The 21,823-nt window shown below is 67.2% G+C and carries 22 protein-coding genes; 16 read left to right on the top strand and 6 right to left on the bottom strand.

Translation table 11 applies throughout. From position 1 onward, the window contains the following. Window positions 1–63: 63 nt before the first annotated feature. Together ATE59_RS13525 and ATE59_RS13530 are read right to left on the bottom strand one after the other, a co-directional pair. Window positions 64–501 (bottom strand): nuclear transport factor 2 family protein, encoded by a 438-nt coding sequence (locus ATE59_RS13525; RefSeq protein ID WP_058812831.1) that lies wholly within the window; start codon window positions 499–501, stop codon window positions 64–66. An 11-nt stretch (window positions 502–512) separates the two neighbouring features. Next, the gene (locus ATE59_RS13530) at window positions 513–1,103 is read right to left on the bottom strand and encodes a DnaJ domain-containing protein (protein ID WP_058812833.1); all 591 of its coding nucleotides are present in this window, start codon (window positions 1,101–1,103) and stop codon (window positions 513–515) included. A gap of 28 nt (window positions 1,104–1,131) precedes the next feature. On the opposite strand from ATE59_RS13530, the gene ATE59_RS13535 reads away from it, so the two are divergent. The 4 genes from ATE59_RS13535 to ATE59_RS13550 are packed head-to-tail and all read left to right on the top strand — an operon-like array spanning window position 1,132 to window position 3,029. Continuing rightward, window positions 1,132–1,410, top strand: coding sequence for a BolA family protein (locus tag ATE59_RS13535; protein WP_156416790.1), 279 nt, complete (start codon window positions 1,132–1,134; stop codon window positions 1,408–1,410). Window positions 1,411–1,417: 7 nt separating this feature from the next. Further along, a complete protein-coding gene (locus ATE59_RS13540) occupies window positions 1,418–1,777 on the top strand; it encodes a DUF2200 domain-containing protein (protein WP_058812837.1) in 360 nt (119 codons plus the stop codon). Then, window positions 1,774–2,145: a cupin domain-containing protein gene (locus ATE59_RS13545; protein WP_197409179.1), complete on the top strand. Its 372-nt coding sequence runs from the start codon at window positions 1,774–1,776 to the stop codon at window positions 2,143–2,145. Before ATE59_RS13540 ends, ATE59_RS13545 begins: the two co-directional genes overlap by 4 nt. Continuing rightward, on the top strand, window positions 2,145–3,029 hold the full coding sequence (locus ATE59_RS13550) for a pirin family protein (RefSeq protein ID WP_058812839.1): 885 nt from the start codon (window positions 2,145–2,147) through the stop codon (window positions 3,027–3,029). The genes ATE59_RS13545 and ATE59_RS13550 overlap by 1 nt, the downstream gene beginning before the upstream one ends. Window positions 3,030–3,266: 237 nt before the next feature. Here the strand turns inward: ATE59_RS13550 and ATE59_RS13555 are convergent, their stop codons facing one another. From ATE59_RS13555 to ATE59_RS13570, 4 genes are read right to left on the bottom strand one after another with little or no spacing between them, the layout of a single operon-like run. After that, window positions 3,267–4,058 carry a hydrolase 1, exosortase A system-associated gene (locus tag ATE59_RS13555; protein ID WP_058812918.1) on the bottom strand — a complete coding sequence of 264 codons (792 nt, stop codon included), beginning with the start codon at window positions 4,056–4,058 and terminating at the stop codon, window positions 3,267–3,269. Next, on the bottom strand, window positions 4,043–4,717 hold the full coding sequence (locus ATE59_RS13560) for a hypothetical protein (RefSeq protein ID WP_058812841.1): 675 nt from the start codon (window positions 4,715–4,717) through the stop codon (window positions 4,043–4,045). The genes ATE59_RS13555 and ATE59_RS13560 overlap by 16 nt, the downstream gene beginning before the upstream one ends. A gap of 18 nt (window positions 4,718–4,735) precedes the next feature. Further along, window positions 4,736–5,002, bottom strand: coding sequence for an acyl carrier protein (locus tag ATE59_RS13565; protein ID WP_058812843.1), 267 nt, complete (start codon window positions 5,000–5,002; stop codon window positions 4,736–4,738). Then, on the bottom strand, window positions 4,999–6,000 hold the full coding sequence (locus ATE59_RS13570; RefSeq protein ID WP_058812845.1) for a GNAT family N-acetyltransferase: 1,002 nt from the start codon (window positions 5,998–6,000) through the stop codon (window positions 4,999–5,001). The genes ATE59_RS13565 and ATE59_RS13570 overlap by 4 nt, the downstream gene beginning before the upstream one ends. Before the next feature lie 35 nt (window positions 6,001–6,035). Between ATE59_RS13570 and ATE59_RS13575 the strand changes: the two genes are divergently transcribed. From ATE59_RS13575 to ATE59_RS13630, 12 genes are all read left to right on the top strand, one after another. Then, entirely contained in the window at window positions 6,036–7,565 is a 1,530-nt protein-coding gene (locus ATE59_RS13575; protein ID WP_058812847.1) for an acyl-CoA ligase (AMP-forming), exosortase A system-associated, read from the top strand. Then, window positions 7,562–8,791, top strand: a complete 1,230-nt coding sequence (locus tag ATE59_RS13580) for a pyridoxal-dependent decarboxylase, exosortase A system-associated (RefSeq protein ID WP_058812849.1) — start codon at window positions 7,562–7,564, stop codon at window positions 8,789–8,791. Before ATE59_RS13575 ends, ATE59_RS13580 begins: the two co-directional genes overlap by 4 nt. Before the next feature lie 184 nt (window positions 8,792–8,975). Continuing rightward, window positions 8,976–9,632: an XrtA/PEP-CTERM system exopolysaccharide export protein gene (locus tag ATE59_RS13585; RefSeq protein ID WP_058812850.1), complete on the top strand. Its 657-nt coding sequence runs from the start codon at window positions 8,976–8,978 to the stop codon at window positions 9,630–9,632. A gap of 53 nt (window positions 9,633–9,685) precedes the next feature. After that, window positions 9,686–11,221 carry an XrtA system polysaccharide chain length determinant gene (locus ATE59_RS13590; RefSeq protein WP_058812852.1) on the top strand — a complete coding sequence of 512 codons (1,536 nt, stop codon included), beginning with the start codon at window positions 9,686–9,688 and terminating at the stop codon, window positions 11,219–11,221. Window positions 11,222–11,235: 14 nt separating this feature from the next. Continuing rightward, a complete protein-coding gene (locus tag ATE59_RS13595; protein WP_058812919.1) occupies window positions 11,236–12,270 on the top strand; it encodes an AAA family ATPase in 1,035 nt (344 codons plus the stop codon). Then, entirely contained in the window at window positions 12,267–14,009 is a 1,743-nt protein-coding gene (locus tag ATE59_RS13600) for a hypothetical protein (protein ID WP_058812853.1), read from the top strand. Before ATE59_RS13595 ends, ATE59_RS13600 begins: the two co-directional genes overlap by 4 nt. A gap of 23 nt (window positions 14,010–14,032) precedes the next feature. Continuing rightward, window positions 14,033–15,190, top strand: a complete 1,158-nt coding sequence (locus tag ATE59_RS13605; RefSeq protein ID WP_058812859.1) for an XrtA/PEP-CTERM system-associated ATPase — start codon at window positions 14,033–14,035, stop codon at window positions 15,188–15,190. A 45-nt stretch (window positions 15,191–15,235) separates the two neighbouring features. Then, on the top strand, window positions 15,236–16,096 hold the full coding sequence (locus ATE59_RS13610) for an XrtA system polysaccharide deacetylase (RefSeq protein ID WP_058812862.1): 861 nt from the start codon (window positions 15,236–15,238) through the stop codon (window positions 16,094–16,096). A gap of 17 nt (window positions 16,097–16,113) precedes the next feature. Further along, entirely contained in the window at window positions 16,114–17,160 is a 1,047-nt protein-coding gene (locus ATE59_RS13615; RefSeq protein ID WP_058812920.1) for a FemAB family XrtA/PEP-CTERM system-associated protein, read from the top strand. Between the two features lie 8 nt (window positions 17,161–17,168). Next, window positions 17,169–18,374 carry a TIGR03087 family PEP-CTERM/XrtA system glycosyltransferase gene (locus ATE59_RS13620; RefSeq protein ID WP_058812867.1) on the top strand — a complete coding sequence of 402 codons (1,206 nt, stop codon included), beginning with the start codon at window positions 17,169–17,171 and terminating at the stop codon, window positions 18,372–18,374. Then, window positions 18,371–19,882 carry an exosortase A gene (xrtA, locus tag ATE59_RS13625; RefSeq protein WP_058812868.1) on the top strand — a complete coding sequence of 504 codons (1,512 nt, stop codon included), beginning with the start codon at window positions 18,371–18,373 and terminating at the stop codon, window positions 19,880–19,882. The genes ATE59_RS13620 and xrtA overlap by 4 nt, the downstream gene beginning before the upstream one ends. Window positions 19,883–19,895: 13 nt before the next feature. Further along, a complete protein-coding gene (locus ATE59_RS13630) occupies window positions 19,896–21,791 on the top strand; it encodes an XrtA/PEP-CTERM system amidotransferase (RefSeq protein WP_058812870.1) in 1,896 nt (631 codons plus the stop codon). Window positions 21,792–21,823: the final 32 nt, after the last annotated feature.

Below are 21,823 nucleotides of genomic sequence, written 5' to 3' on the forward strand. Positions count from 1 at the left end.
CCGGACGGGCCGACGCTTCGGCTAGCGCGGTATCGCGATGGGTTGCCCCTTGCAACGCCTTATTCAGAACAGATCAAGCGCCTTCATCACCGCCGACTGGTCGTAATAGGGGCGCTCGCAGACGATCCGGTCGCTGCCTGGTGCGAATTCGAAACTCGCTGCCATACGGATACGAAAGGCCTTGCCCGTCGGCTCGACGGTACGCAGCCCCAGCTTCAGCGGGCCGAGGTGCGTGCCCGTCAGCCAGAATTCGACGAGCACGGTGTCGGTCGCCGCGTCGGCGGCGATCGCGATAATCTCGTTCGCCTGATCGGGGAAGGGTTCGCGCGACGCGGCGAAATAGGATCGCACCGCGGCCTCGCCGTCAAAGACGGTGCCGGGGCCGAGCAGTTCGTAACGTGGATGATCGAATGTCGCGATCACTCCGGCCCAGTCGTGCGTGATCTCCAGCGCCATATGGCGTTTCACCGTTTCGATCCGCGCCGCGTCGAGTTCGCTCATCCGTGCCTCTCCTATGCAAATGGCCTGGCCTTGCGCAGCAATTGATAGGCCGCGACGACTTCGCCCAGCCGCACCTCGTGGCTGCGGTCGCCGCCGTTGCGGTCGGGGTGATATTTGCGCACCAGCTCGCTGTAGCGGCGGCGCAGCGCTGCGCGGTCCGCATCGTTGGCGAGCCCCATCAGCTGCAGCGCGCGATGCTCCTCGCGGGTGAAACGCGGGTCGGCGGCTTCGCGCCGCGCCTCGTCCATGCGCTGGCGAAAGCGCGCGCCGAGCGCATCCATCGGATCCTTGAAATCGGCCCAGCGCGGCGGCAGGTCGGCGCTGCCGGCAGCGCGAAAGGTGCGGCTTTCGGTCTCCCAACCCGCGGTCGGCGACTGCGCGGCCATGATCTGGTCGGCGTTCATGCCCTCGAAATAATTATAGCCCGCGTTGAATTCGCGAACATGGTCGAGGCACAGCCAGCGATAGGGTGGCGGTCCGTCGGGCGAGCGATGCGGCGACGCGGGGGCGCGAAATTCGCCGGGCTCTTGGCAGCCGGGAACGGCGCAAGGGGCCTCACGCGGAACGCGGCCGTGGAATCGGGGGGAGCGGGGGCTTGTCATGCTGGGTATCTGCTCCCAACATGGGGGCATGACGCAAAAAGGTCCAGCCCAACGCGAAATGGAAACGCTGCTCGCCGCGGCTTTCCCCGACGCCGATTTCACCCTGAATAACGACAGCGCCCAGCATCACGGCCACGCCGGCGATGACGGCAGCGGCGAATCGCATTTCAGCCTGACGATCCGATGGGCGGGCTTCGCGGGCCAGACCCGCGTCGCGCGCCAGCGGGCAGTGAACAAGGCGCTCGGCGACATGCCGGGCAACCGCGTTCACGCGCTGGCGATCCGGGCGCTCGCGCCGGGCGAATGAGGCGCGGATGACCGAGCATCGCATCTATCGGATGAGCTTCGCGAAGGTTTACCCGCTGTTGGTCGCCAAGGCCGAACGCAAGGGGCGAACGAAGGCCGAGGTGGATCAGGTTATCGGTTGGCTCACCGGCTACAGCCAGCAGGAGCTCGAGGCGTTGCTCGCGGCCGGCACCGATTACGCCAGCTTTATCGCGGGCGCGCCGGCGATGAATGCGGCACGCACGCAGATTCGCGGCGTCATCTGCGGCGTGCGTATCGAAGAAATCGACGATCCGCTGATGCGCGAGATACGCTATCTCGACAAGCTGATCGACGAACTGGCGAAGGGCAAGGCGATGGACAAGATATTGCGGGCGCCCGTGCCATGACGATCGACAAGGTCAACCTCGCCGCCGCCTTTGCGACCTTCCACGATCACTGGAACCCGCGTGTCGCCGGCGACATCAATGATTTTCAGGTCAAGATGGTCAAATTCGAAGGCAAGTTCGACTGGCATCACCATGAAACGGAAGATGAATTGTTTCTGGTGGTACAGGGCCGGATGAAGATGGGCCTGCGCAGCGGCGATGTGATCGTCGGGCCGGGCGAATTCATCATCGTTCCGCACGGAACCGAACATTGTCCCGAGGCGCTGGACGGCGAGTGCCATGTGCTGCTGCTCGAACCAGGCACGACGCGCAACACCGGCACGGTCGAAACCGACAAAACGCGCCACAGGCTGGAAAGGATTGGCTGATGTTCACGGTCATTACCCCCTCGACCCACGATATCGGGGCCTTCGATGTGCGGCGTACGCTGCCGAACAAGGAGCGGACGATGGTCGGCCCCTTCATCTTCGTCGATCAGTTCGGACCGGCGCATTTCGACATCGGGCAGGGGATGGACGTGCGCCCGCATCCGCACATCAACCTCGCCACCGTCACCTATTTGTTCGAAGGCGCGATCGACCATCGCGACAGTCTTGGCACTTGGGCGACGATCCGGCCGGGCGCGTGCAATCTGATGACCGCCGGGCGCGGCATCGTCCATTCGGAGCGCACGCCCGCGGCCGAACGCGCGACCGGATCGCCGATCTCGGGCATGCAGACGTGGCTGGCGCTGCCCGACGGCAAAGAAGAGATCGACCCGGCGTTCGAACATGTCGCCAAGGAAGATCTGCCGCTGATCGAGGACGGCAAGGTGTCGGCACGCGTCATCATGGGGACGCTGTGGGGCGCGACATCACCGATCACCCAGCATGCCGCGACCATCTATGCCGATATATTGATGGCGGCAGGGGCAAGCCTGCCGATCGAAGCGGAGGCCGACGAGCGCGCGGTGCTGGTCGCGATGGGCGATGCGACCCTCGATGGCGAAGCGCTCGACCGTTACAGCCTCTATATATTGAAGCCGGGGCAGGCGATGACGCTGCGCGCCGCCACCGACGCGCGCGTGATGCTGCTCGGCGGCGAAGCCTTCCGCACTCCGCGGCACCTGTGGTGGAATTTCGTCAGTTCTTCGCGCGACCGGATCAATCAGGCGAAGCACGACTGGAAGGACGGCAATTTCCCGCTGGTCGCGGGCGACAGCGAAGAATTCATCCCGCTGCCCGACGCGCCCAAGACGCCGGGCTATCCGTGATCGATTGCGAGCTTGCAGGGCCTATCTTTTGCGAGTCGCACCGAACGACTTTTTTCACCGTCATCCCGGACTTGATCCGGAATCCATTGTTTCGACGCTGCGTGAATGGATCCCGGATCAAGTCCGGGATGACGAAAGGCGAATAGGCTCGCCTACCACACTCCGTTCACCCTTCTACAAGCTCAGGGTGAGCAAGTGGGGAAGTGGCAATGTCCGCATTCGATCCCAAAGCCGCCGTCAGCGCAGCCGGTCCAATATTCGCGCAAATAACCAGTCCGCGTCGCCGCCAGCGAAGCTGTGCGACGCGCTGTCGAGACGCTCGACCGGGATGTTTGCGGGCCGGCAATGCGCGATGAATGCCTGCGCGGTGCGGTCGCCGGTCGCGAGCAGGATCGTCGCGGGGCAAGCCAGCGCGGTCATCGCCGCGTCGAGCCGCGCGGCGAGGCTGTCGGGTGCGGCGGCTTGCGGCGTCCGTTTCATCGCCGACAGGCCGCGGACCAATTTTCCGAGATCGATCTCGCCCTTCAGCAGGCGCAGCAGGCTTTTGGGATCCTTGAGCCGCGCCAGATAGCGTGCGCGGATCGCCGAGGCCGGGGGCAGTGCCGGCTGCTCGCTCGCATCCCATTCCGCGTCGTCATAAGTCCATGGATTGGCGAGGATCAGACCGTCGAGCGCGAGCGGCTGGTGCAGCAGCAGCGCGCTCGCCGCGTCGCAATTGCCGAAGGCAAGGATGCGGGTGACGTGCGGCGCAGCCGTGCGAAACGCGGCGATCGCGGCGGCGATGTCGGCGCCGCTGCGCGTATAGCCACCATTTTCGCCCTCGCTGTCACCGATCCCACGGCGGTCGAAGCGAAAGACCGGATGGCCCGCCGCCGCGACCCGCTGCGCCAGCATCGCCATGCCGCGATGCGCGCCGCTGCGGATCTCGTTGCCGCCCGACACGATCAGCAGCCCGGTCGTGCCCGGAGCGTCGTCGAGGCTCGCGGCGAGCGCCGCGTCTTCGCAAAGGAAGCTCAGCTGATGCCGCATGTTCGGCTCCATGCGGCGATGTCGGCCGCCATCGCGTCAGCCATGGCGGCGTCTTCGCCCGGTTCGGCGCGCAGCCACAGCGGCGTGCCCCCAATCGCTTCGTCGCCGCTGCCCAGCGCCACAGTGCGCAGCGGCGTGACCGCCTGCGGCTCGCTCGTCGCGAGGGACGCGATCATCGCCGGTGACAGACAATTTCCGGCGAGCAACAAGGGCTCGCTTTTCGCTTGCTCCTGAAGGCTGTCGAGCGAAGATGTCACGCCCGCCTCGCGATCGGCACTGACGCGCGCGCGCAGCAGGGTGCGGAGCAGCGAGCCGCCGCCGACGGGCGCCAGCCGCCACCATGCTGCGGCCGCGGCCTGATGGTCGATCAGCGCGCCGCCGCGCAGCGCGGCGATAATGATCGGCTCCTCTATTTCACCGGCCGTCTCGGCAAAGGCGCTCTGCCACCGGTTCAAATCGACATCGGCGAGCGCGACGGGGCTTTCATTCTGGCCCGGCAGGTCGGGAAGCACGGCGGCGAAACCTTGCGCGGCCAAGGCGCGCATCGCGCGTACGATAGTGCGGCGGCTGCGGTTCGCTTCCTCGAACAAGGGGGCCGCGAACAGGATCGTCGCGCGGGGCGTGCCGTCGGGCGCGATGCGAAGCCTATGCTCGTCCATTCGCCCCTCGCATGCCGGTCAGCCCTGAACCTTGCGTTCGGCGAAGCGCAGCAGATTGCCATAGGTTTCGAAGATTTCGCCGTCGACGTCGTCATCGTCGATCAGGATGCCGAGACGGTCCTCCATCTCGGTCAGCACAGTTGCGACCGCCATCGAATCGAATTCGGGCAGTTCGCCGAACAGGCCGCTGTCTTCGGTCAGCGCCGCCGCGCGTTCGGCGCCAAGGCCGAGGACGTCGGCGAGCAGGGCGCGAAGGGTGGCGTCGACGTTATGGACTTCGGTCATGGGTCTTTCCTGAGCAGCGAACGGGCAAAGGCCTTCAATGCCGGTCCCCATGCCGCGATGCGCCCGCGATTGAAAGCCTCCAATCGCCACAAGGGCTCGTGCCGGTTCATCCAGTCGCGCTTGTAGGCGTCGTTGCCCGTGCCGAAATCGATACGGCGCACGCCATCGACCGCGATGACATGGCGGAACAGAGCCGCCGAAAGCAGAGTGCCGGGCGATGCCTTCAGACTGTCCTCGACATGCGCGAGCTTGTGGATGAAGGCGGTGCCGTCCTCCACTGTCCAATATTGCGCCGCCACCGCTTCGCCGTCGATCCGCGCCAGCCCCATGCGAAAGGTGCCGCGCGCGCTTTCTTCTTCGGCAAAGGCGCGGAGCAGGGCGGGGTTGCCCTCTTCGGGCTTCCAGCTCGCGGCGTAGATATGCTCATAGGCCGCCCAGGCATCGGCGTCGAATGCGGTCAGAATCTCGATCGCGACAATATTCTTTTTCGCCTTGCGCTGGACCGTGCTGCGCATCGCGCCGGGGCGGGTGGCCCACCAGCCGTCATGGTCGAGCCCGGTCAGGTCGAGCCAGTGGCGATCGCCCGCCGGCACCGCGCGCACCCACCAACCGGCGGCGCGCATCGCGGTTGCGATCCTGTCCTTTTCGGCATCGGGCACGGGATAGAGCGTCAGGCGTGCGGCCTCGGCGCGGGCGCGTGCGAACAGGTTGCGCAGCGCCGCCATATGGTCGCCCTGGCCCGTATAAAGCGGGCGGATTGCAAAGCTGTACCAGTTGGCAAGCCCGGAAACCGCGCCCGATTCTTCACGCCGAAGCGGCAGCCACGCCGCGGTTTCGCCTGCGAAGCCCACCGCATCGATTCGGCCTTCTCCGGCAAATCCGTGCGCGGCGAGCAGGTCGAACCATTGGGGACGGTCGAACGGCGAAGCATGGCCCATGCCGCGCGCTGCGGCGGGCAGCTTGGCATCATTAGCGTGATGTTCACCGTTCCCATCCATGGTGCGGCGCTCTATCACCACTGTCCTAACAGCCGATGACCAAAGCCGAAAACCCGCCCTCATGCCCCCTCGACCATCTCGCGCTGCGCGGCGCGGCCGATGCGCCTGCGCTGCTCATCGGCGACGCGCCGATGTCGTTTGCCGATCTCGATGCGGGTGTCGGCCGGCTAGCGGCATGGCTGAGCGCCGCGGGCGCCCGGCCCGGCGACCGGGTGGCGAGCTGGAGCGCAAAGACGCGCGCTGCCTGCCTGATGCCGCTCGCCGCGGCGCGCGCCGGGCTGATCCATGTGCCGGTCAATCCGCTGCTGAAGGCACCGCAGGTCGCGCATATTCTGGCCGACAGTGGCGCAGCGCTGTTGCTGACCAATCGCGCGCGAGCCGACATGCTGGGCGACGGCCTTCCCGGCGGCTGTGCGCTGCGCGATCTGACCGCGGTCGAGGCGGCGATCGACGGCCATCCGGAGCGCTTGCCCCCTTCGGCGGGCGATCCCGGCGATCTGGTCGCCATTCTCTACACCAGCGGATCGACCGGACGGCCCAAGGGCGTGATGCTCAGTCACGCCAATCTGTGGCTTGGTGCCGAGAGTGTCGCGACCTATCTGGCGCTCGGCGCCGATGATCGCGTGCTGGCGGTGCTGCCTTTCAGCTTCGATTATGGCCAGAACCAGCTTCTTTCGGCCTGGTATGCGGGCGCCGCGGTGGCGCCGCTTGATTATCTGGCGCCGCGCGATGTGGTGAAAGCGGTGGCGCGGCACGGCGCCACGACCCTTGCCGGGGTGCCGCCCTTATGGGTGCAACTGGTCGAGGTCGATTGGCCGGTGGATGTCGCCGCATCGCTGCGCCGCCTGACCAACAGCGGCGGCGCACTGACGCCGTCGCTGATCGACGCGATGCGCGCGACTTTTGTCGAGGCCGACATTTATCCGATGTACGGCCTGACCGAAGCGTTCCGGTCGACCTGGCTCGACCCGGCGCTCGTCGCCGCGCATCCGACCTCGATGGGCCGTGCGATTCCCCACGCCGAAATTCTCGTCTGCCGCCCCGACGGCAGCATCACCGCCGATGGCGAAGCGGGCGAGCTCGTCCATTGCGGGCCGCTCGTCGCGCAGGGCTATTGGCGCGACGCCGAACGCACCGCCGAGCGTTTCCGCGCGGCGCCTGCCGCGTCGGCGTCGGGCGGCATCGCCGTGTGGTCGGGCGACACGGTGCGGCGCGATGGTGACGGCCTGCTCTATTTCGTCGGCCGCGACGATGCGATGATCAAGACCGCGGGCAACCGCGTCAGCCCGACCGAGGTCGAGGATGCAGCCGTCGCCACCGGCATGGTCTATGAAGCCGTCGCCTTCGGCGTGCCCGACGCGCGGCTGGGCGCTGCGATCCAGTTGATCGTGCGCGGCAAGGCCGATGCGGACCGCGAGGCGTTCGCCGCCGAGCTGCGCCGGACGCTGCCCAATTTCATGCAGCCCAAGGCCGTGGAGTGGCGCGAGGCGCTGCCGCGCAATCCCAATGGCAAGCTCGACCGCGTCGCGATCGCGGCCGAATGGGGTGCAGGGGTGGCGGCATGAAGCCGCACGGCCCGATCCCGCCCGGCTTCGCGGCCGACGCCGACGGCATGCTGCGCATCGGGGGCCGGCGCGCCGATGCCCTCGCCGAGGCCGCGGGCGACACGCCGCTCTTTGTCTATGACCGCGCGATGCTGACTGCGCGCGCCGCCGAATGGCGCGCCGCAATGCCCCGTGAGGTGCAGCTCCATTATGCGATGAAGGCCAATCCCTTCGCGCCGCTGCTTGCGCATATGGCGACCATCGTCGACGGGTTCGACGTGGCGTCCGGCGGGGAATTGGCGCTGGCGCTCGCGAGCAGCATGGCGGCCGAACACATCAGCTTCGCCGGCCCCGGCAAGCGCGACCGCGAACTGGAAGCGGCGATTGTGGCGGGCGCGACGCTCAATCTCGAATCGGCGGGGGAGGGGGCACGGGCGCTGGCCATTGCCGACCGTATCGGAACGCGGCCCCGGCTCGCAGTGCGCGTCAATCCCGACTTCGATCTCAAGGGATCGGGCATGAAAATGGGGGGCGGCGCCAAGCCGTTCGGGGTCGATGCCGATGCGGTGCCGGCGCTGGTCCGCACGCTGATCGATGCCGGCGCCGATTGGCGCGGCTTTCATATTTTCGCCGGATCGCAGGCACTTGATGCCGATGCGATCGCCGATACGCAGGCGCAGACGGTCGCCCTCGCGGCGCGGCTTGCGGAGGCGGTCGGCGCGACCCCGCCGCTCGTCAACCTGGGCGGCGGCATGGGGGTTCCCTATTTCTCCGGCGACCGCGCGGTCGACGCTGCGACGGTCGGCGCGCGGCTAGCCGAAACGCTCGGCGCGCGAGGGGCCGCGCTGGCAGAGAGCGGCTTTGCGATGGAACTCGGCCGCTGGCTTGTCGCCGAGGCCGGGGTCTATCTCACGCGCGTCGTCGACCGGAAAGTCAGCCACGGGGAAACCTTCCTCGTCACCGACGGAGGACTGCATCACCAACTCGCCGCGAGCGGCAATTTCGGGACGGTGATCCGGCGCAACTATCCGATCGCGGTTGCCGGCCGGTTCGGCCGCGAGGCCGTCGAAACCGTGTCGGTCGTTGGCTGTCTGTGCACCCCGCTCGACCGGCTGGGCGATCAGGTTGGCTTGCCGCGCGCCGATGTCGGCGACCTGATCGCGCTGTTCCAGGCGGGCGCCTATGGCGCCTCGGCGAGCCCCGCTGCATTCCTGGGACAGGGGCCAGCGCGCGAGATGCTCCTCTGAACCTTACCGAACGCGGTTAAATTTTGTGCCGAAGCGGCACAATGTGCGACAAGCGCGGACACAACTTATCCCAATACTAACGGTATGTTCACCCTTTTCCAGCATGGCTGACCCTGACGCATTGGCTGTTGCTGCGGGGATTGGCGCCGCGGCGGCACCCGTCCGCTCGAAAGGTGAATTGAACATGACGTCCTTCCCCTCGCTTCGCGCCGCCCGCGCCGCGCTGATTTCCGGCATCGCCGCGACCGCGCTGACCGGGTGCATGGGGGCCGGCACCACCGCGCCGCAGCTTCCCAGCGCCAATTTCGTCGCGAACCAGGAAGGACCGGGCGAGGAATATATCATCGGGCCGCTCGACGAGTTGCAGATTTTCGTGTGGCGCAACCCCGAACTCGGCGGCAAGGTGCAGGTGCGCCCCGACGGCCGGATCACCACGCCGTTGATCACCGATATGCCCGCGGTCGGCAAGACGCCGACGATGCTTCAGCAGGACATCAAGCTCGCGCTCAGCCAATATATCACCGATCCCATCGTCAGCGTGATCGTCACCAGCTTCAACAGCACCTTCTCGCAGCAGGTGCGTGTCGTGGGCGCGACCGAAAAGCCGGCGTCGATCCCCTATCGCGCGAATATGACCGTCCTCGACGCGATGATCGCAGTCGGCGGACTCGGCGATTATGCGGCCGGCAACAAGGCGCGGCTCGTCCGCTTCGACAAGGGCAGCGGCAAGCAGCATGAATATGGGCTTCGCCTCAACGACCTGATCAAGCGCGGCGACATCAAGGCGAACGTCAAGCTTCAGCCGGGCGACGTCATCATCATCCCCGAAAGCATGTTCTGACGGCGCGCATGCGCCCCCGACCGCCACTGCCCAGCAAGGACTGACGACAAGCGATGAACGGCCTTTACGACGAATTCCGGGTTGCGGTGCACAGCGTCTGGACGCGGCGCTGGCTCGTGCTCGCGGTCGCCTGGGGCATTTGCATCCTCGGCTGGCTGGGGATCGCGTCGATCCCGAACCGCTATGACAGCCGCGCGCGCCTGCTCGTCGATGTGAACCAGATACTGCCCGACGATGCGCAGGGCGGATCCTTTGGCGGGCGCCAGCAGATCGACCAGATTCGCGAAACGCTGACCAGCGCGCGCAATCTGGAGAAAGTCGCGACGACCACCGGCCTGATCCCGGCGGGTGCGGGCGAGCGCGAGAAAGCCGGTGCGGTCGCGATGCTGCAAAAGAATATCAAGATCTTGCCGCAGCAGGATAATATCTTCGAAATCACGTCGAGCGTCGGCATCGGCAGCCTGTCGGACGCCGACAATGCCAAGCTGGCGAGCGGTGTGCTTGACAGCCTGATCACCGTCTTTCGCGACGATCAGCTGCGCGGTGGCCGCGTGGATGCGCGCGAGGGGCTGAAATTCCTCGATTCGCAGATCGCTGACCGCGAAAAATCGCTGCGCGAGATCGAGGCGCGGCGCGCCGCGTTCGAGGCGCAGAATATCGGCCTGATCCCGGGCGGCGCCGGATCGCCCGCCCAGCGCGTCGATGCGGCGCGCGCCGAACTCAGCCAGATCGAAACACAACTGGTTGCGGCGCAGGCGGCGCTGGCGGCCGCGAACGGCCAGCTCGCCTCGACCCCCGCGACGGTGCCGGGCGCAGGCGGTGTTGGCGGCGGCGTCGCGCGGCAGCAGCTTGCGGGCGCGCAGAACGAGCTTGCATCGATGCGCGCACGCGGGCTGACCGACGCGCACCCCGATGTGATCGCGCTCAAGAGTCAGATCGCCTCGCTCAAGGCGCAGGCCGACCGCGAAGGCAATGGCGGTGGCGGCGGGATGCAGAACCCCGCCTATTCGTCGCTGGCCGCGATGCGCGCCGAGCGGCAGGCGACCGTCAGCGCGCTGTCGGCGCGCAAGGCGCAGCTCACTGGCGACATCGCGCGCATCACCTCGCAGCAGATCCAGAACCCGGGCATTGCCGCGGAATATGACCGGATCAACGGCGAATATACGGCGCAAAAGGCGCAGTATGACAAGCTGCTCGCGCAGCGCGAACAGGTGCGGCTGCGCGGCGACGTGCAGACCGAAACCGACGCGATCCGGATCGAATTGCTCGATCCGCCGTCGAAGCCGACCAGCCCTGCGGCGCCCAATCGCCCGCTGTTCCTGACACTCGTCCTGCTCGCCGGGATCGGCGGCGGCATCGGCGCGGCCTTTGGCTTGGCGCAGGTGCGCACAAGCTATGCCACCGCCGCGAAGCTCGAGCGCGCGAGCGGACTTCCGGTCATCGGATCGATCACCGAGGTCGTGACGCCCGACCGGCATGTCGAGCGGCGCAAGCGGCTTGTCTGGCTTGCCGGCGGGGGCGCGGCGCTCGTCGGCCTCTATGCGCTGCTGCTGGTCGCCGAGTTCGTCCAGCGTGGCATGGTCGCGTGAGCGAGGAAAAGGACATGAACGACCAACGCCCCGTCAAGCGCCAGCCCTCGCTCCTCGAACGCGCGGCCGACATGTTCGGCCTTGATCCAGCGAAGCATGCGCCGACGATCGACGTCTCGCAGCTTCCGCCCGAACCCGAGCGCAAGGCCAAGAAGGCGAAGCCCGCTGCCGAAGCGCCGCAGCCCGAAATCCTGCCGCCCGATGCGCCGGCACCGGCGGTCGAGGCGACGCCCCCATCCACCTCCACGCCCGCGGCAAAGGCATCGCCGCGCAAGGAGGTGGCGCGCGCCGCCCCGGCTATCGACGCGAACCGGCAGGGCAAGATCGATCGCGAGCGGCTCGCCGCGCGCGGAATGGTCGTGCCGGGCGCGCCGGTCACCGGCATCGCGGAAGAATATCGTATCGTGAAGCGCGAGATCATTCGCAACTTCGCGGGCACCTCCAACCGTCCCGTCGTGCCGCGCGGTCACCGCGTGCTGATCGCATCGGCCAATCCGGGCGAGGGAAAGACCTTTACCGCGGTCAATCTGGCGCTCAGCCTTGCGGTCGAGGCCGATCACGACGTGTTGCTGATCGATGCCGACATTGCCAAACCCAGCGTCCTCGAAACGCTGGGGCTGCCCGATGGGCCGGGCCTGATGGACGCGCTCGCCGATCCGCACTTGCCGCTCGGCGACTGCCTGATCCAGACCGACATTCCGGGGCTGAAGGTCATGCCTGCCGGTACGCAGCATATGCACGACACCGAACTGCTCGCATCGGCCCGAACCGAGACGCTGCTCGCGCAGCTCGAACAGGGTGCGCCGGGGCGGATCATCATCCTCGATTCACCGCCGGTTCTCGCCGCCTCGCCGGCCGCGGTGCTCGCGGGGCATGTCGGCCAGCTCATCATCGTGGTGCGCGCCGATCAGACGCTCGAATCCTCGCTGCGCGATGCGGTCGGGCTGATGGGCGGTTGCCCGCATATCCAGCTGCTCCTCAACGGGGTGAAATTCTCGCCGGGCGGCCGCCGCTTCGGCACCTATTACGGACAGGGAGGCGCGTCATGATGCGCGACCGGACTTATTTGCGCGGCGCTGCCGCGATCGCGGCGCTGTTGCTCGCCGGTACGGCGACGGGCGCGCAGGCCCAATGGTCGCAGGACAGCGGTTCCGGTTCGGGCTCAGGCTCTGGCGCGAGCGACGCTGCCCCGGCTTCGGGCGCTGCCTCCGGCGAAAACGACCGCAAGGGCGGCAAGCGCGCCGAGAAGCAGAAGAAGCGCCGCCAGGTCGACGTCAGCCCCTATCTCGAGATCGGCCAGGTACTCACTGCCGAGCTCAAGAATGGCGGCGACGTGCTCACCTACACGACCGTAGCGGCCGGCGTCGATGCGGTGATCGCGACGCGCCGCGCCGAGGCGGCAGCCACGATTCGCTACGAACACCGCTTCGGCGAATCGGGCAGTCTTGGCGATGCAGACGTGCTCAGCGGTCTCGCGCGGGCGCGCCTCGAACTGATGCAGGGCTTCAATATCGAAGGCGGCGCGCTTGCGACCCGTGCGCGCGCCGACGGTCGGGGCGCCGACAGCGGCCTGTTCATCGGCGGCGCGAACAATGTCGCCAATCTCTATTCCATCTATGCCGGTCCGACGCTGACCAAGCGCATCGGCAACCTCGACTTCGGAGCCGGCTATCGTTTCGGTTATACGAAGGTCGACATCGATACGCCCGCGGTGCTCGCACCGGGCGTTCCGGTCGGCGATGCCTATGACAGCTCGACGAACCATGTCGCCTGGGCCAGCCTCGGCCAGCGTCCGGGCGATCTGCCCTTCGGCTGGCAGGTTTCGGGCGGCTATGAGCGCGAGGACAGCAATCAGCTCGACCAGCGGTTCGAGGGCAAATATGCCCGCGCGGACGTTACGGTGCCGATCAGCCCCAGCGTCGCCTTGCTGGGCGGCGTGGGCTACGAAAAGGTCCAGATAAGCCAGCGCGATCCGCTGCTCGACACCAATGGGGTGCCGGTGCGCGATTCGAACGGCCGCTTTGTCACCGACACGTCGCAGCCCCGACAGCTCTCGTTCGACACCGACGGGCTGATCTGGGATGCAGGCGTGATGTGGCGCCCGAGCCCGCGCACCTCGCTGACCGCACGCGTCGGCCGCCGCTATGGCGACACGGTCTATACCGGCAGCTTCGCCTATCGTCCCGACGACAGGACGCTGTTCCAGCTTGGCGTTTATGACGGGCTTTCGAGCTTCGGGCGCGGGCTTACCACCGGGCTATCGGCGCTGCCGACGCAGTTCGATCCGACGCGCAATCCGATCAGCGGCGATGTGAACGCCTGCGTCTTCGGGCAGCAGAGTGGCGGATGCCTTGCCCCGCAGCTTGCCAATACGACAACCGCGCAGTTCCGCAGCAGCGGCGTGCAGGCGATCCTGTCGTCGCGCTATGGCCGCTGGAGCTATGGCGTCGGCGCCGGGTACGACCGCCGCAAGCTGCTGGTGCCGACCGGATCGGTACTCGGCGCGATCAACGGCACGGTGGACGAGGCCTATTATCTTTTCGTCTCTGCCGGGCGCCAGCTCGATTCCTCTTCGGACCTCAGCATTTCCGGCTACCTCAACTATTTCGACAATGGTTCGCCCGGTGCGTCCGACGTCCAGTCGGCCGGTATCTCCGCGGCCTATTCGCGGCGCTTCTGGCGCGGACTGACCGGAACGGCGGCGGCGGGGCTCAACGCCTTCGACCAGGATGGCTTCAACAGCCAGCTTATCGGATCGGCGCTCGTCGGTCTGCGTTACAACTTCTGATCCAGCACAACGGGATTACTGCGATGTACGATCAATTTTACGGCTTCACCGGACGCCCGTTCCAGCTGACGCCCGATCCCGCTTTCTATTTCGAGAGCGGAACGCACCGCAAGGCGATGTCCTACCTTGGCTATGGGCTGGCGCAGGGTGAAGGCTTCATCGTCATCACCGGCGATGTCGGCGCGGGCAAGACGACGCTGGTCGGCCATCTGATGAACACGATCGATCCGAACCGGCTGACCGCCGTCAAGCTGGTGTCGACACAGGTCGAGGGCGACGATCTGCTGCGCCTTGTTGCCGAACAATTCGGCATCGAATGGGAAGGGCAGAGCAAGGCCGAACTGCTGCGCGCGATGGAGCAATATCTGCGCGAACAGGCGCGCGCCGGCCGCCGCACGCTGCTGATCGTCGACGAGGGGCAGAATCTTGCGATCTCGGCGCTCGAAGAGCTACGGATGCTGTCGAACTTCCAGCTCGGCGGCCATTCGCTGCTGCAGATTTTTCTGCTCGGCCAGCCCGAATTCCGCCAGACGCTTTTCCATTCGCCGACGCTCGAACAATTGCGCCAGCGCGTGATCGCGACGCACCATCTCGATCCGATGGAACCCGAAGAGGTCGAACCCTATATCCTCCACCGCCTCGGCAAGGTGGGCTGGACGGGCAACCCGAGCTTCAGCCCCGACAGTTTCGAGCTGATGTATGATTATAGCGAAGGTGTACCGCGCAAGCTCAACGTCCTCGTCAGCCGCCTGCTGCTGTTCGGAGCGGTGGAGGAACTCAACCGCATCAACGCGCAGCATGTTCGCAACGTGATTGCCGAGATCGAATCGGACCGCGGCATCGACGAGGCGAGCCTTGCGCCGTTGCCCGTCGAGGAGGTGGTGGCGCATGCCGCAACGGCGAGCGCGCCGCACGCCGCCGTGCCGCACGAATGGCCGGTGACAAGCGCAGAGCGCGCGCCATTCGCGGCGCCGGCGACGGACGCCGCTGTGCCGGCAGTCGCGGCTCCGCAGGATACGGCGCAGTTCGATGCGCTGCGCGCGCAGATTTCGGCGCTCGAGTCACGCATTGCCGAACAGGATGAAGCGCTGCGCCGGGTTCTCGACCTGCTGATCGAATGGGTCGAGCGCGATCCGGATAACGCCCCCAACCCCGCAAAATCGCAGGTTTGGGCGGCCTGACGGCAGCGCCGATTTCGGCTATGCGACCGGCAGAGGTGATGGACGATGCAGAACGGCCTGTCGGTCGATGTCGAGGACTGGTTCCAGGTCGGCGCCTTTGAGCGCACGATCGAGCGCGCTGACTGGCCGGCGCTCGAATGCCGGGTCGAGGCGAATTGCGACGTGGTTCTGCACCTGTTCGCCGAAGCCGGGGTTCGGGGCACCTTCTTCACGCTCGGCTGGGTCGCCGAGCGCTATCCCGCGCTGATCCGACGGATCGTCGATGCGGGGCACGAGCTGGCGAGCCATGGTTATGACCACAAGCGCGTGTTCCAGATGACGGCGGGCGAATTTGCCGCCGACCTTGAAAAGACGCGCGCCATCTTGGAAAATCTGGGCGGCCAGCCCGTGCGCGGCTATCGCGCACCCAGCTTTTCGGTCGATATGCGCACGCCCTGGGCGCATGCCGTCCTTGCCGAACAAGGCTATGCCTATTCGAGCAGCGTCGCGCCGGTGGTGCACGATCATTATGGCTGGGCACAAAGCCCGCGCCATGCGTGGCAACCGCTTCCCGACAGCGCATTGATCGAATGGCCGGTGACGACTGCGCGCTTCGCGGGCCGCACGCTTGCTGCCGGCGGGGGCGGCTTCATGCGTTTGCTTCCTTATGGGTTCACGCGCTGGGCTATCGAGCGGATGAATCGCGAGGGGCATCCCGCGATCCTGTATTTCCACCCTTGGGAGATCGATCCCGGTCAGCCGCGCGTCGCCGATGCGCCGCTACGGTCGAAGGTCCGGCATTATACTGGCCTCTCGGCGATGGCGGGTAAGTTGAAGAAGCTGCTCGACGATTTCGAATGGACGCGCGCCGATGCATTGCTCGCGGCGCAGCGGAATCGCGCCCGGCCGTGGCGCGCGGCGGCGTGAACGCACCGGTCAAAACGATGAGCGACGCCTTTGCCGGTGCGCCGCTTGCGGACACGGCGGCGTGGGACGCCTATGTCGCCGCGCACCCCGATGCGACGCCCTTTCATACGCGCGCCTGGTGCGAAGCGATCACCAAGGCGACGGGTCACCGCTGCCATCTCGTCACGGCGCGCGATGCGCGCGGCGCGCTGACCGGCCTCGTCCCGTTGCACCACGTCCGCTCGCCGCTGTTCGGACAGGCGCTGGTCGGCAGCGGCTTTGCTGTCGACGGCGGACTGCTGGCGGACGATGCAGCGGTTGCCGACACCCTGGCCATGGGTGCCGCCGAACTGGCCCGCGCGCTCGGCGTTCCGTCGGTCGAACTGCGCGGGGGGCCGCTGCCCGAAGGCGAGGGGTGGCGCCGCGAAGACGATGTCTACGCCGGCTTCACGCGCGACCTCGCCGCCGATGACGAAGCCGAATTGCTCGCCGTCCCGCGCAAGCAGCGCGCCGAGGTGCGCAAGGCGCTGGCGGGCGATCTGTCGGTGAGCACGGGGCGCGATGCCGCCGAGCGGCGCGACCATTACCGCATCTACGCGACGAGCGTTCGCAACCTCGGCACGCCGGTCTTTCCGAAGGCGCTGTTCGATGCGGTGCTCGACGCCTTTGGCGAGGATGCCGACATATTGACCGTGCGCGCCGACGGCCGGCCGGTGGCGAGCGTGCTCAGCCTCTATTGGCGCGGCACGGTGATGCCCTATTGGGGTGGCGGGACGGCGGCAGCGCGCGGGCTGCGCGCCAACGAGCTGATGTATTTCGCGCTGATGGGGCATGCCCGCGCGCGCGGCTGCACCCGTTTCGATTTCGGCCGTTCGAAGCTTGGCACCGGTCCCTTCGCCTATAAGAAGAATTGGGGTTTCGAACCCCGCCCGCTGACTTATGCGCGCTGGCTCGCGCCGGGCGAGGCGCCGCGCGACACCAACCCGAACAGCGCCAAATACCGGTTGCAGGTCGATCTGTGGAAGAAGCTGCCGCTGTGGGCGGCCAACCGCATCGGGCCGATGATCGCCCGCGGATTGGGTTGACCCGCGCGATGGCCGAAATCCTGTTCCTGGTCCACCGCGCGCCCTGGCCGCCCGACCGCGGCGACCGGATAAGAAGCTGGCACATGTTCGAGGCGCTGCGCAAGCTGGCCCCCGTCCATGTCGCCGCGCTCGCCGACAATGCGGGCGAGGCGGAGACGGCGCGGAAGAAAATGGCGCCGCTTTGTAAAAGCCTGTGCATCGACGCGCGCCGCGCTGCGCGGCCCATCGCGCTCGCGCAGGCGGTGCTGCGCGGCGAGCCGGTGTCGAACCGGCTGTTCTGCAGCGGTGTGGTCGCCTCCTACGTCGATGCCTTGCTGGCGACCGGGCGCATTACCCATATCGTCGCCTTCTCGGGCCAGATGGCGCAATTTCTTCCGGCGCGTTTCGACGGGCCGGTCATCATGGATTTCGTCGACGTCGATTCGGCCAAATTTGCGACCTATGCCGAACAGGACAGGCGCCAGCCCATGAACTGGGTTCACCGGCGCGAAGCGGCAAAGCTCGGCGCCTATGAAGCGAAAGTCGCACGTTCGGTCGATACCAGCCTGTTCGTCAGCGAGGCGGAGGCGGCGCTGTTCCGGACGCGCAGCGGCCTTGGCGGCGACATCGCCGTCGCGGTCGAAAATGGCATCGACACCGACCGTTTCGACCCGGCGCAGGATTTCGCGGCGGTGGATGAAGGCGATGGACCGCTGGCGGTGTTCACCGGACAGATGGACTATCGCCCCAATATTGACGCGGTGAGCTGGTTTGCGGCGGCGGTGCTGCCGCTGCTGCGCCAGCGCGAACCGCGCGCACGCTTTGCGATCGTCGGCCGCGCGCCGACCGAAGAGGTGCGGCTGCTCGCCCGGCTGCCCGGCGTCACCGTCACCGGCGAAGTCCCCGACGTGCGCCCGTGGCTCGCCGCCGCCGATGTCGTCGTGGCGCCGCTGCTGCTCGCGCGCGGGGTGCAGAACAAGCTGCTCGAGGCGATGGCGATGGCGCGGCCGGTCGTCGCGAGCGCCGCCGCCGCGACCGGGATCGACGCGGTCGACGGCGACCATCTGCTCGTCGCCGATGGGGCCGCGGCCATGGCGGACGCAATCGCGCGCCTGTTCGCCGATCCGGGACGGGCCGCGCAGATGGGTGCCAGCGCGCGTGACCGAATGATCGCGCGCTATGGGTGGGACGCGCGGCTGGAACCACTCGGCGACTTGCTGGGGCTTCCCGAATGACCGCCCGGCCGATCGCGGCGCTGCACGGCTGGTCGCCGTGGCAGCGGCGTCTGGCTGCGCTCGGCGCGCTCGCGGCGGCGATCCTGCTGCTGTTCGCGCGCGATGCCGCCGACATGGCAGGCATCTGGTGGCACAGTTCGACATTCACCCATTGCCTGTTGATGGTGCCGATGATCGGCTGGCTGGTGCAGCAGCGCTGGCCGCAGCTTCGCACGCTGGCGCCGGTCTGGTGGTGGCCCGGCGTCGTCTGGCTGGCGGGCGGCGGCTTCGTCTGGTTGGTGGGCGAAGCGGCGGGCGTCGGCCTGTTCAGGCAGTTGGGGCTTGTCCTGATGTTGCAGGGCGCGGTCGGTGCTGCGCTCGGCGAAAACCTCGTGCGCGCGCTTCTCTTCCCGCTTGGCTATGCGCTGCTGCTCGTTCCCTTCGGCGAGGAATTGGTGCCGCTGCTCCAGACGCTGACGGCGCGGATCAGCGTCGTCCTGCTTCATCTCTCGGGGCTCGACGCGGCGATCGAGGGCGTGTTCATCACCACGCGCGCCGGCTTCTTCGAGGTGGCGGAGGCTTGTTCGGGGGTCAATTTCCTGATCGCGATGCTCGCCTATTCGGTGTTCGCCGCGAACCTCTGTTTCAAAAGCTGGACGCGGCGGATCGTCTTCGTCGCCGCGGCGCTCGCGACGACCGTCGGCGCCAATGCGCTGCGCGCCTATGGCACGATGGTCGCCGCCGAAATCTGGGGGATCGAGGCCGCGGGAGGCATCGACCATGTTTTCTACGGCTGGATATTCTTCGGGATCGTGATCCTGATCGTGATGTTGGTCGCGAAGCGATGGTTCGACCGGCCAGCGAACGATGTGGCGGTCGACATCACTGGGCTGGATGCGCCGCTGCGATTTGCCGGTCGGGCGCCTGCGGTTCTGGCGCTCGCCTTCGCGCTACCGCTCGCCTTTTCGGGGTGGGCCGCGCTGATTGGGGGCCGCGCAGCGCCGCTGCCCGCGACGATGGCGGTGGCGCCGCCGCCGGGCTGGCACGACGCAGCGAGCGAGGGCGCCGCGTGGCATCCGCGCTTCGACGGTGCCGACCGCCGGTTGGTCCGGCATTTCGTCGATGCCGCGGGACGCCGCGTCACGGTCGCGATCGGAGGCTATGAACGGCAGGCCGAAGGCCGCGAGGTCGTCGGCTTCGGGCAGGGCGCGATCGACCCCGACAGCAAATGGGCGTGGAGCGCGGCGCTGCCCGCGGTCGATGGCGCAAAGACCGAGCGGCTGCTTTATCCCGGTCCGGTGCTGCGCGACGCCGCAACCTGGTATGTCGTCGATGGCCGCGCGACGGGCAGCGCGCGCGCCGCGAAATTGGCCGAACTCAAGGCGCGGCTGCTCGGCGGGGATCCGCGCGCGCTGGCGCTGATTCTGACGGCGGAGGAGCGCGCGGGCGGCCGCGATGCGATCGCCGATTTCCTTTCCGCGTCGGGCGGAGCGCAGGCGATGGCTGACCGCGCGCTGAAACTGCGCTAGGGCTGCTTCCTATATGTGTGGGATCGCGGGCATTTATCATCTGGAGACGGCCAAGCCCGTCGATCCCGCGCGGCTGCGCGCGATGCTGCATCCCATGAGCCATCGCGGTCCCGACGGATCGGGCGAATGGACCGCGCCGGGTGTCGGGCTGGGGCATCTGCGGCTGTCGATCATCGATATCGAAGGCAGCCCGCAGCCGATGGCGAGCGACGACGAGGCGGTGACGATCAGCTTCAACGGCGAAATCTATAATTTCCGTCAGTTGCGCGCCGAACTCGAAGACCGTGGCCACCGCTTTCGCACCAGCGGCGATACCGAGGTGATTCTGGCGGCGTGGCGACAGTGGGGTCCGGATTGCCTGTCGCGGCTCAATGGCATGTTCGCCTTTGCAATCCACGACCATCAGCGGGGTTGCCTGTTCCTGGCGCGCGACCGGCTGGGCGTGAAGCCGCTGCATTTCGCGCAGCTGTCGGACGGATCGATCGCCTTTGCGTCCGAACTCAAGGGGCTGCTGCGGCATCCGCTGCTGCGGCGCGAGGCCAATCTGTCGGCGGTCGAGGACTTTCTGGCGCTCGGCTATGTGCCCGACGACAATTGCATCATGGCGGGCGTCAGCAAATTGGGCGCGGGCCATTATCTGCTGCTCGAACGCGGCAAGCCGTTTCCCGCCCCGACCTGCTGGTGGTCGCCCGATTTTTCGAACCGCATCCGCGCCAGCGAAGGCGAGGCCGCCGAGCATCTCGTCCATCTGATGCGCGCCGCGGTCACCGACCGGATGGTCGCCGACGTGCCGCTCGGCGCCTTTCTGTCGGGCGGCGTCGATTCGAGCGCGGTGGTGGCGCTGATGGCCGAGGCGAGCGCGAAAGCTGTCAAGACCTGCACCATCGGTTTCGATCAGGCGGCGCTCGACGAAACGGCCTATGCGGCGACGATCGCGGACCGCTTCGCCACTGACCACCGCACCCGCACCGTCGCGGCCGCCGATTTCGCGCTGGTCGACCGCATCGCCGACATGTTCGACGAACCCTTCGCTGACGCGAGCGCGCTGCCGACCTATCGCGTCTGCGAATTGGCGCGCGAAGAGGTGACGGTCGCGCTGTCGGGAGACGGCGCCGATGAGGCGTTTGCGGGCTATCGTCGGCTGGTCTTCCATCATCAGGAGGAACGGTTGCGGTCGCTGATCCCCGCCGTGCTGCGGCGCAATCTTCTGGGGCCGCTCGCCCGCGTCTGGCCGCAGATGGACTGGGCGCCGCGCCCGCTGCGCGCCCGCGCTACGCTTGCCAGCCTGTCGAAGAGCGGCGCCGAAGGCTATGCCGAAGCGGTCGGCGTCACCGGCCCGGACCAGCGCGCGCGCCTGTTCAATGATGCCGCGATCCGCGCGCTCGGCGATCATGTCGCGGAAACGCGCTATTGGCAGGCGATGGCCGAGGCGCCGGCCCGCGAACGGCTCGACCGCGCGCAATATGCCGACCTCAAGATCTGGCTGCCCGGCGACATTTTGACCAAGACCGACCGGATGAGCATGGCCGTCAGCCTGGAAGCGCGCGAGCCGCTGCTCGATTATCGACTCGTCGAATTCGCCGCCTCGCTCCCCGCCGCGATGCGGGTGAAAGGCGGGACGGGGAAAGCGATCCTGAAACAGGCGATGGAACGCTATCTGCCGCACGACATATTGTACCGGCCCAAGATGGGGTTCGTGACGCCGGTGTCGTACTGGTTCCGCGGCGCGCTGACCGAACAGGCGCGCGCGCTTGCCCATTCGGGAACGCTTGCACGGACGGGATGGTTCGACATGGCGGAGATCGAACGCGTTGTCGCCGCGCACCAGTCGGGCCGCCGCGATCATGGGCGGCTGATCTGGCAATTTTTCATGCTGGAAAAGTCGCTGGCGAAGCTTTTTGGTATCTAGTTTCTCGGCGGCGCGCGTGGTGCGAAGCCGCT

The organism is Sphingopyxis sp. A083, assembly GCF_001468495.1.
GTDB lineage: Bacteria > Pseudomonadota > Alphaproteobacteria > Sphingomonadales > Sphingomonadaceae > Sphingopyxis > Sphingopyxis terrae.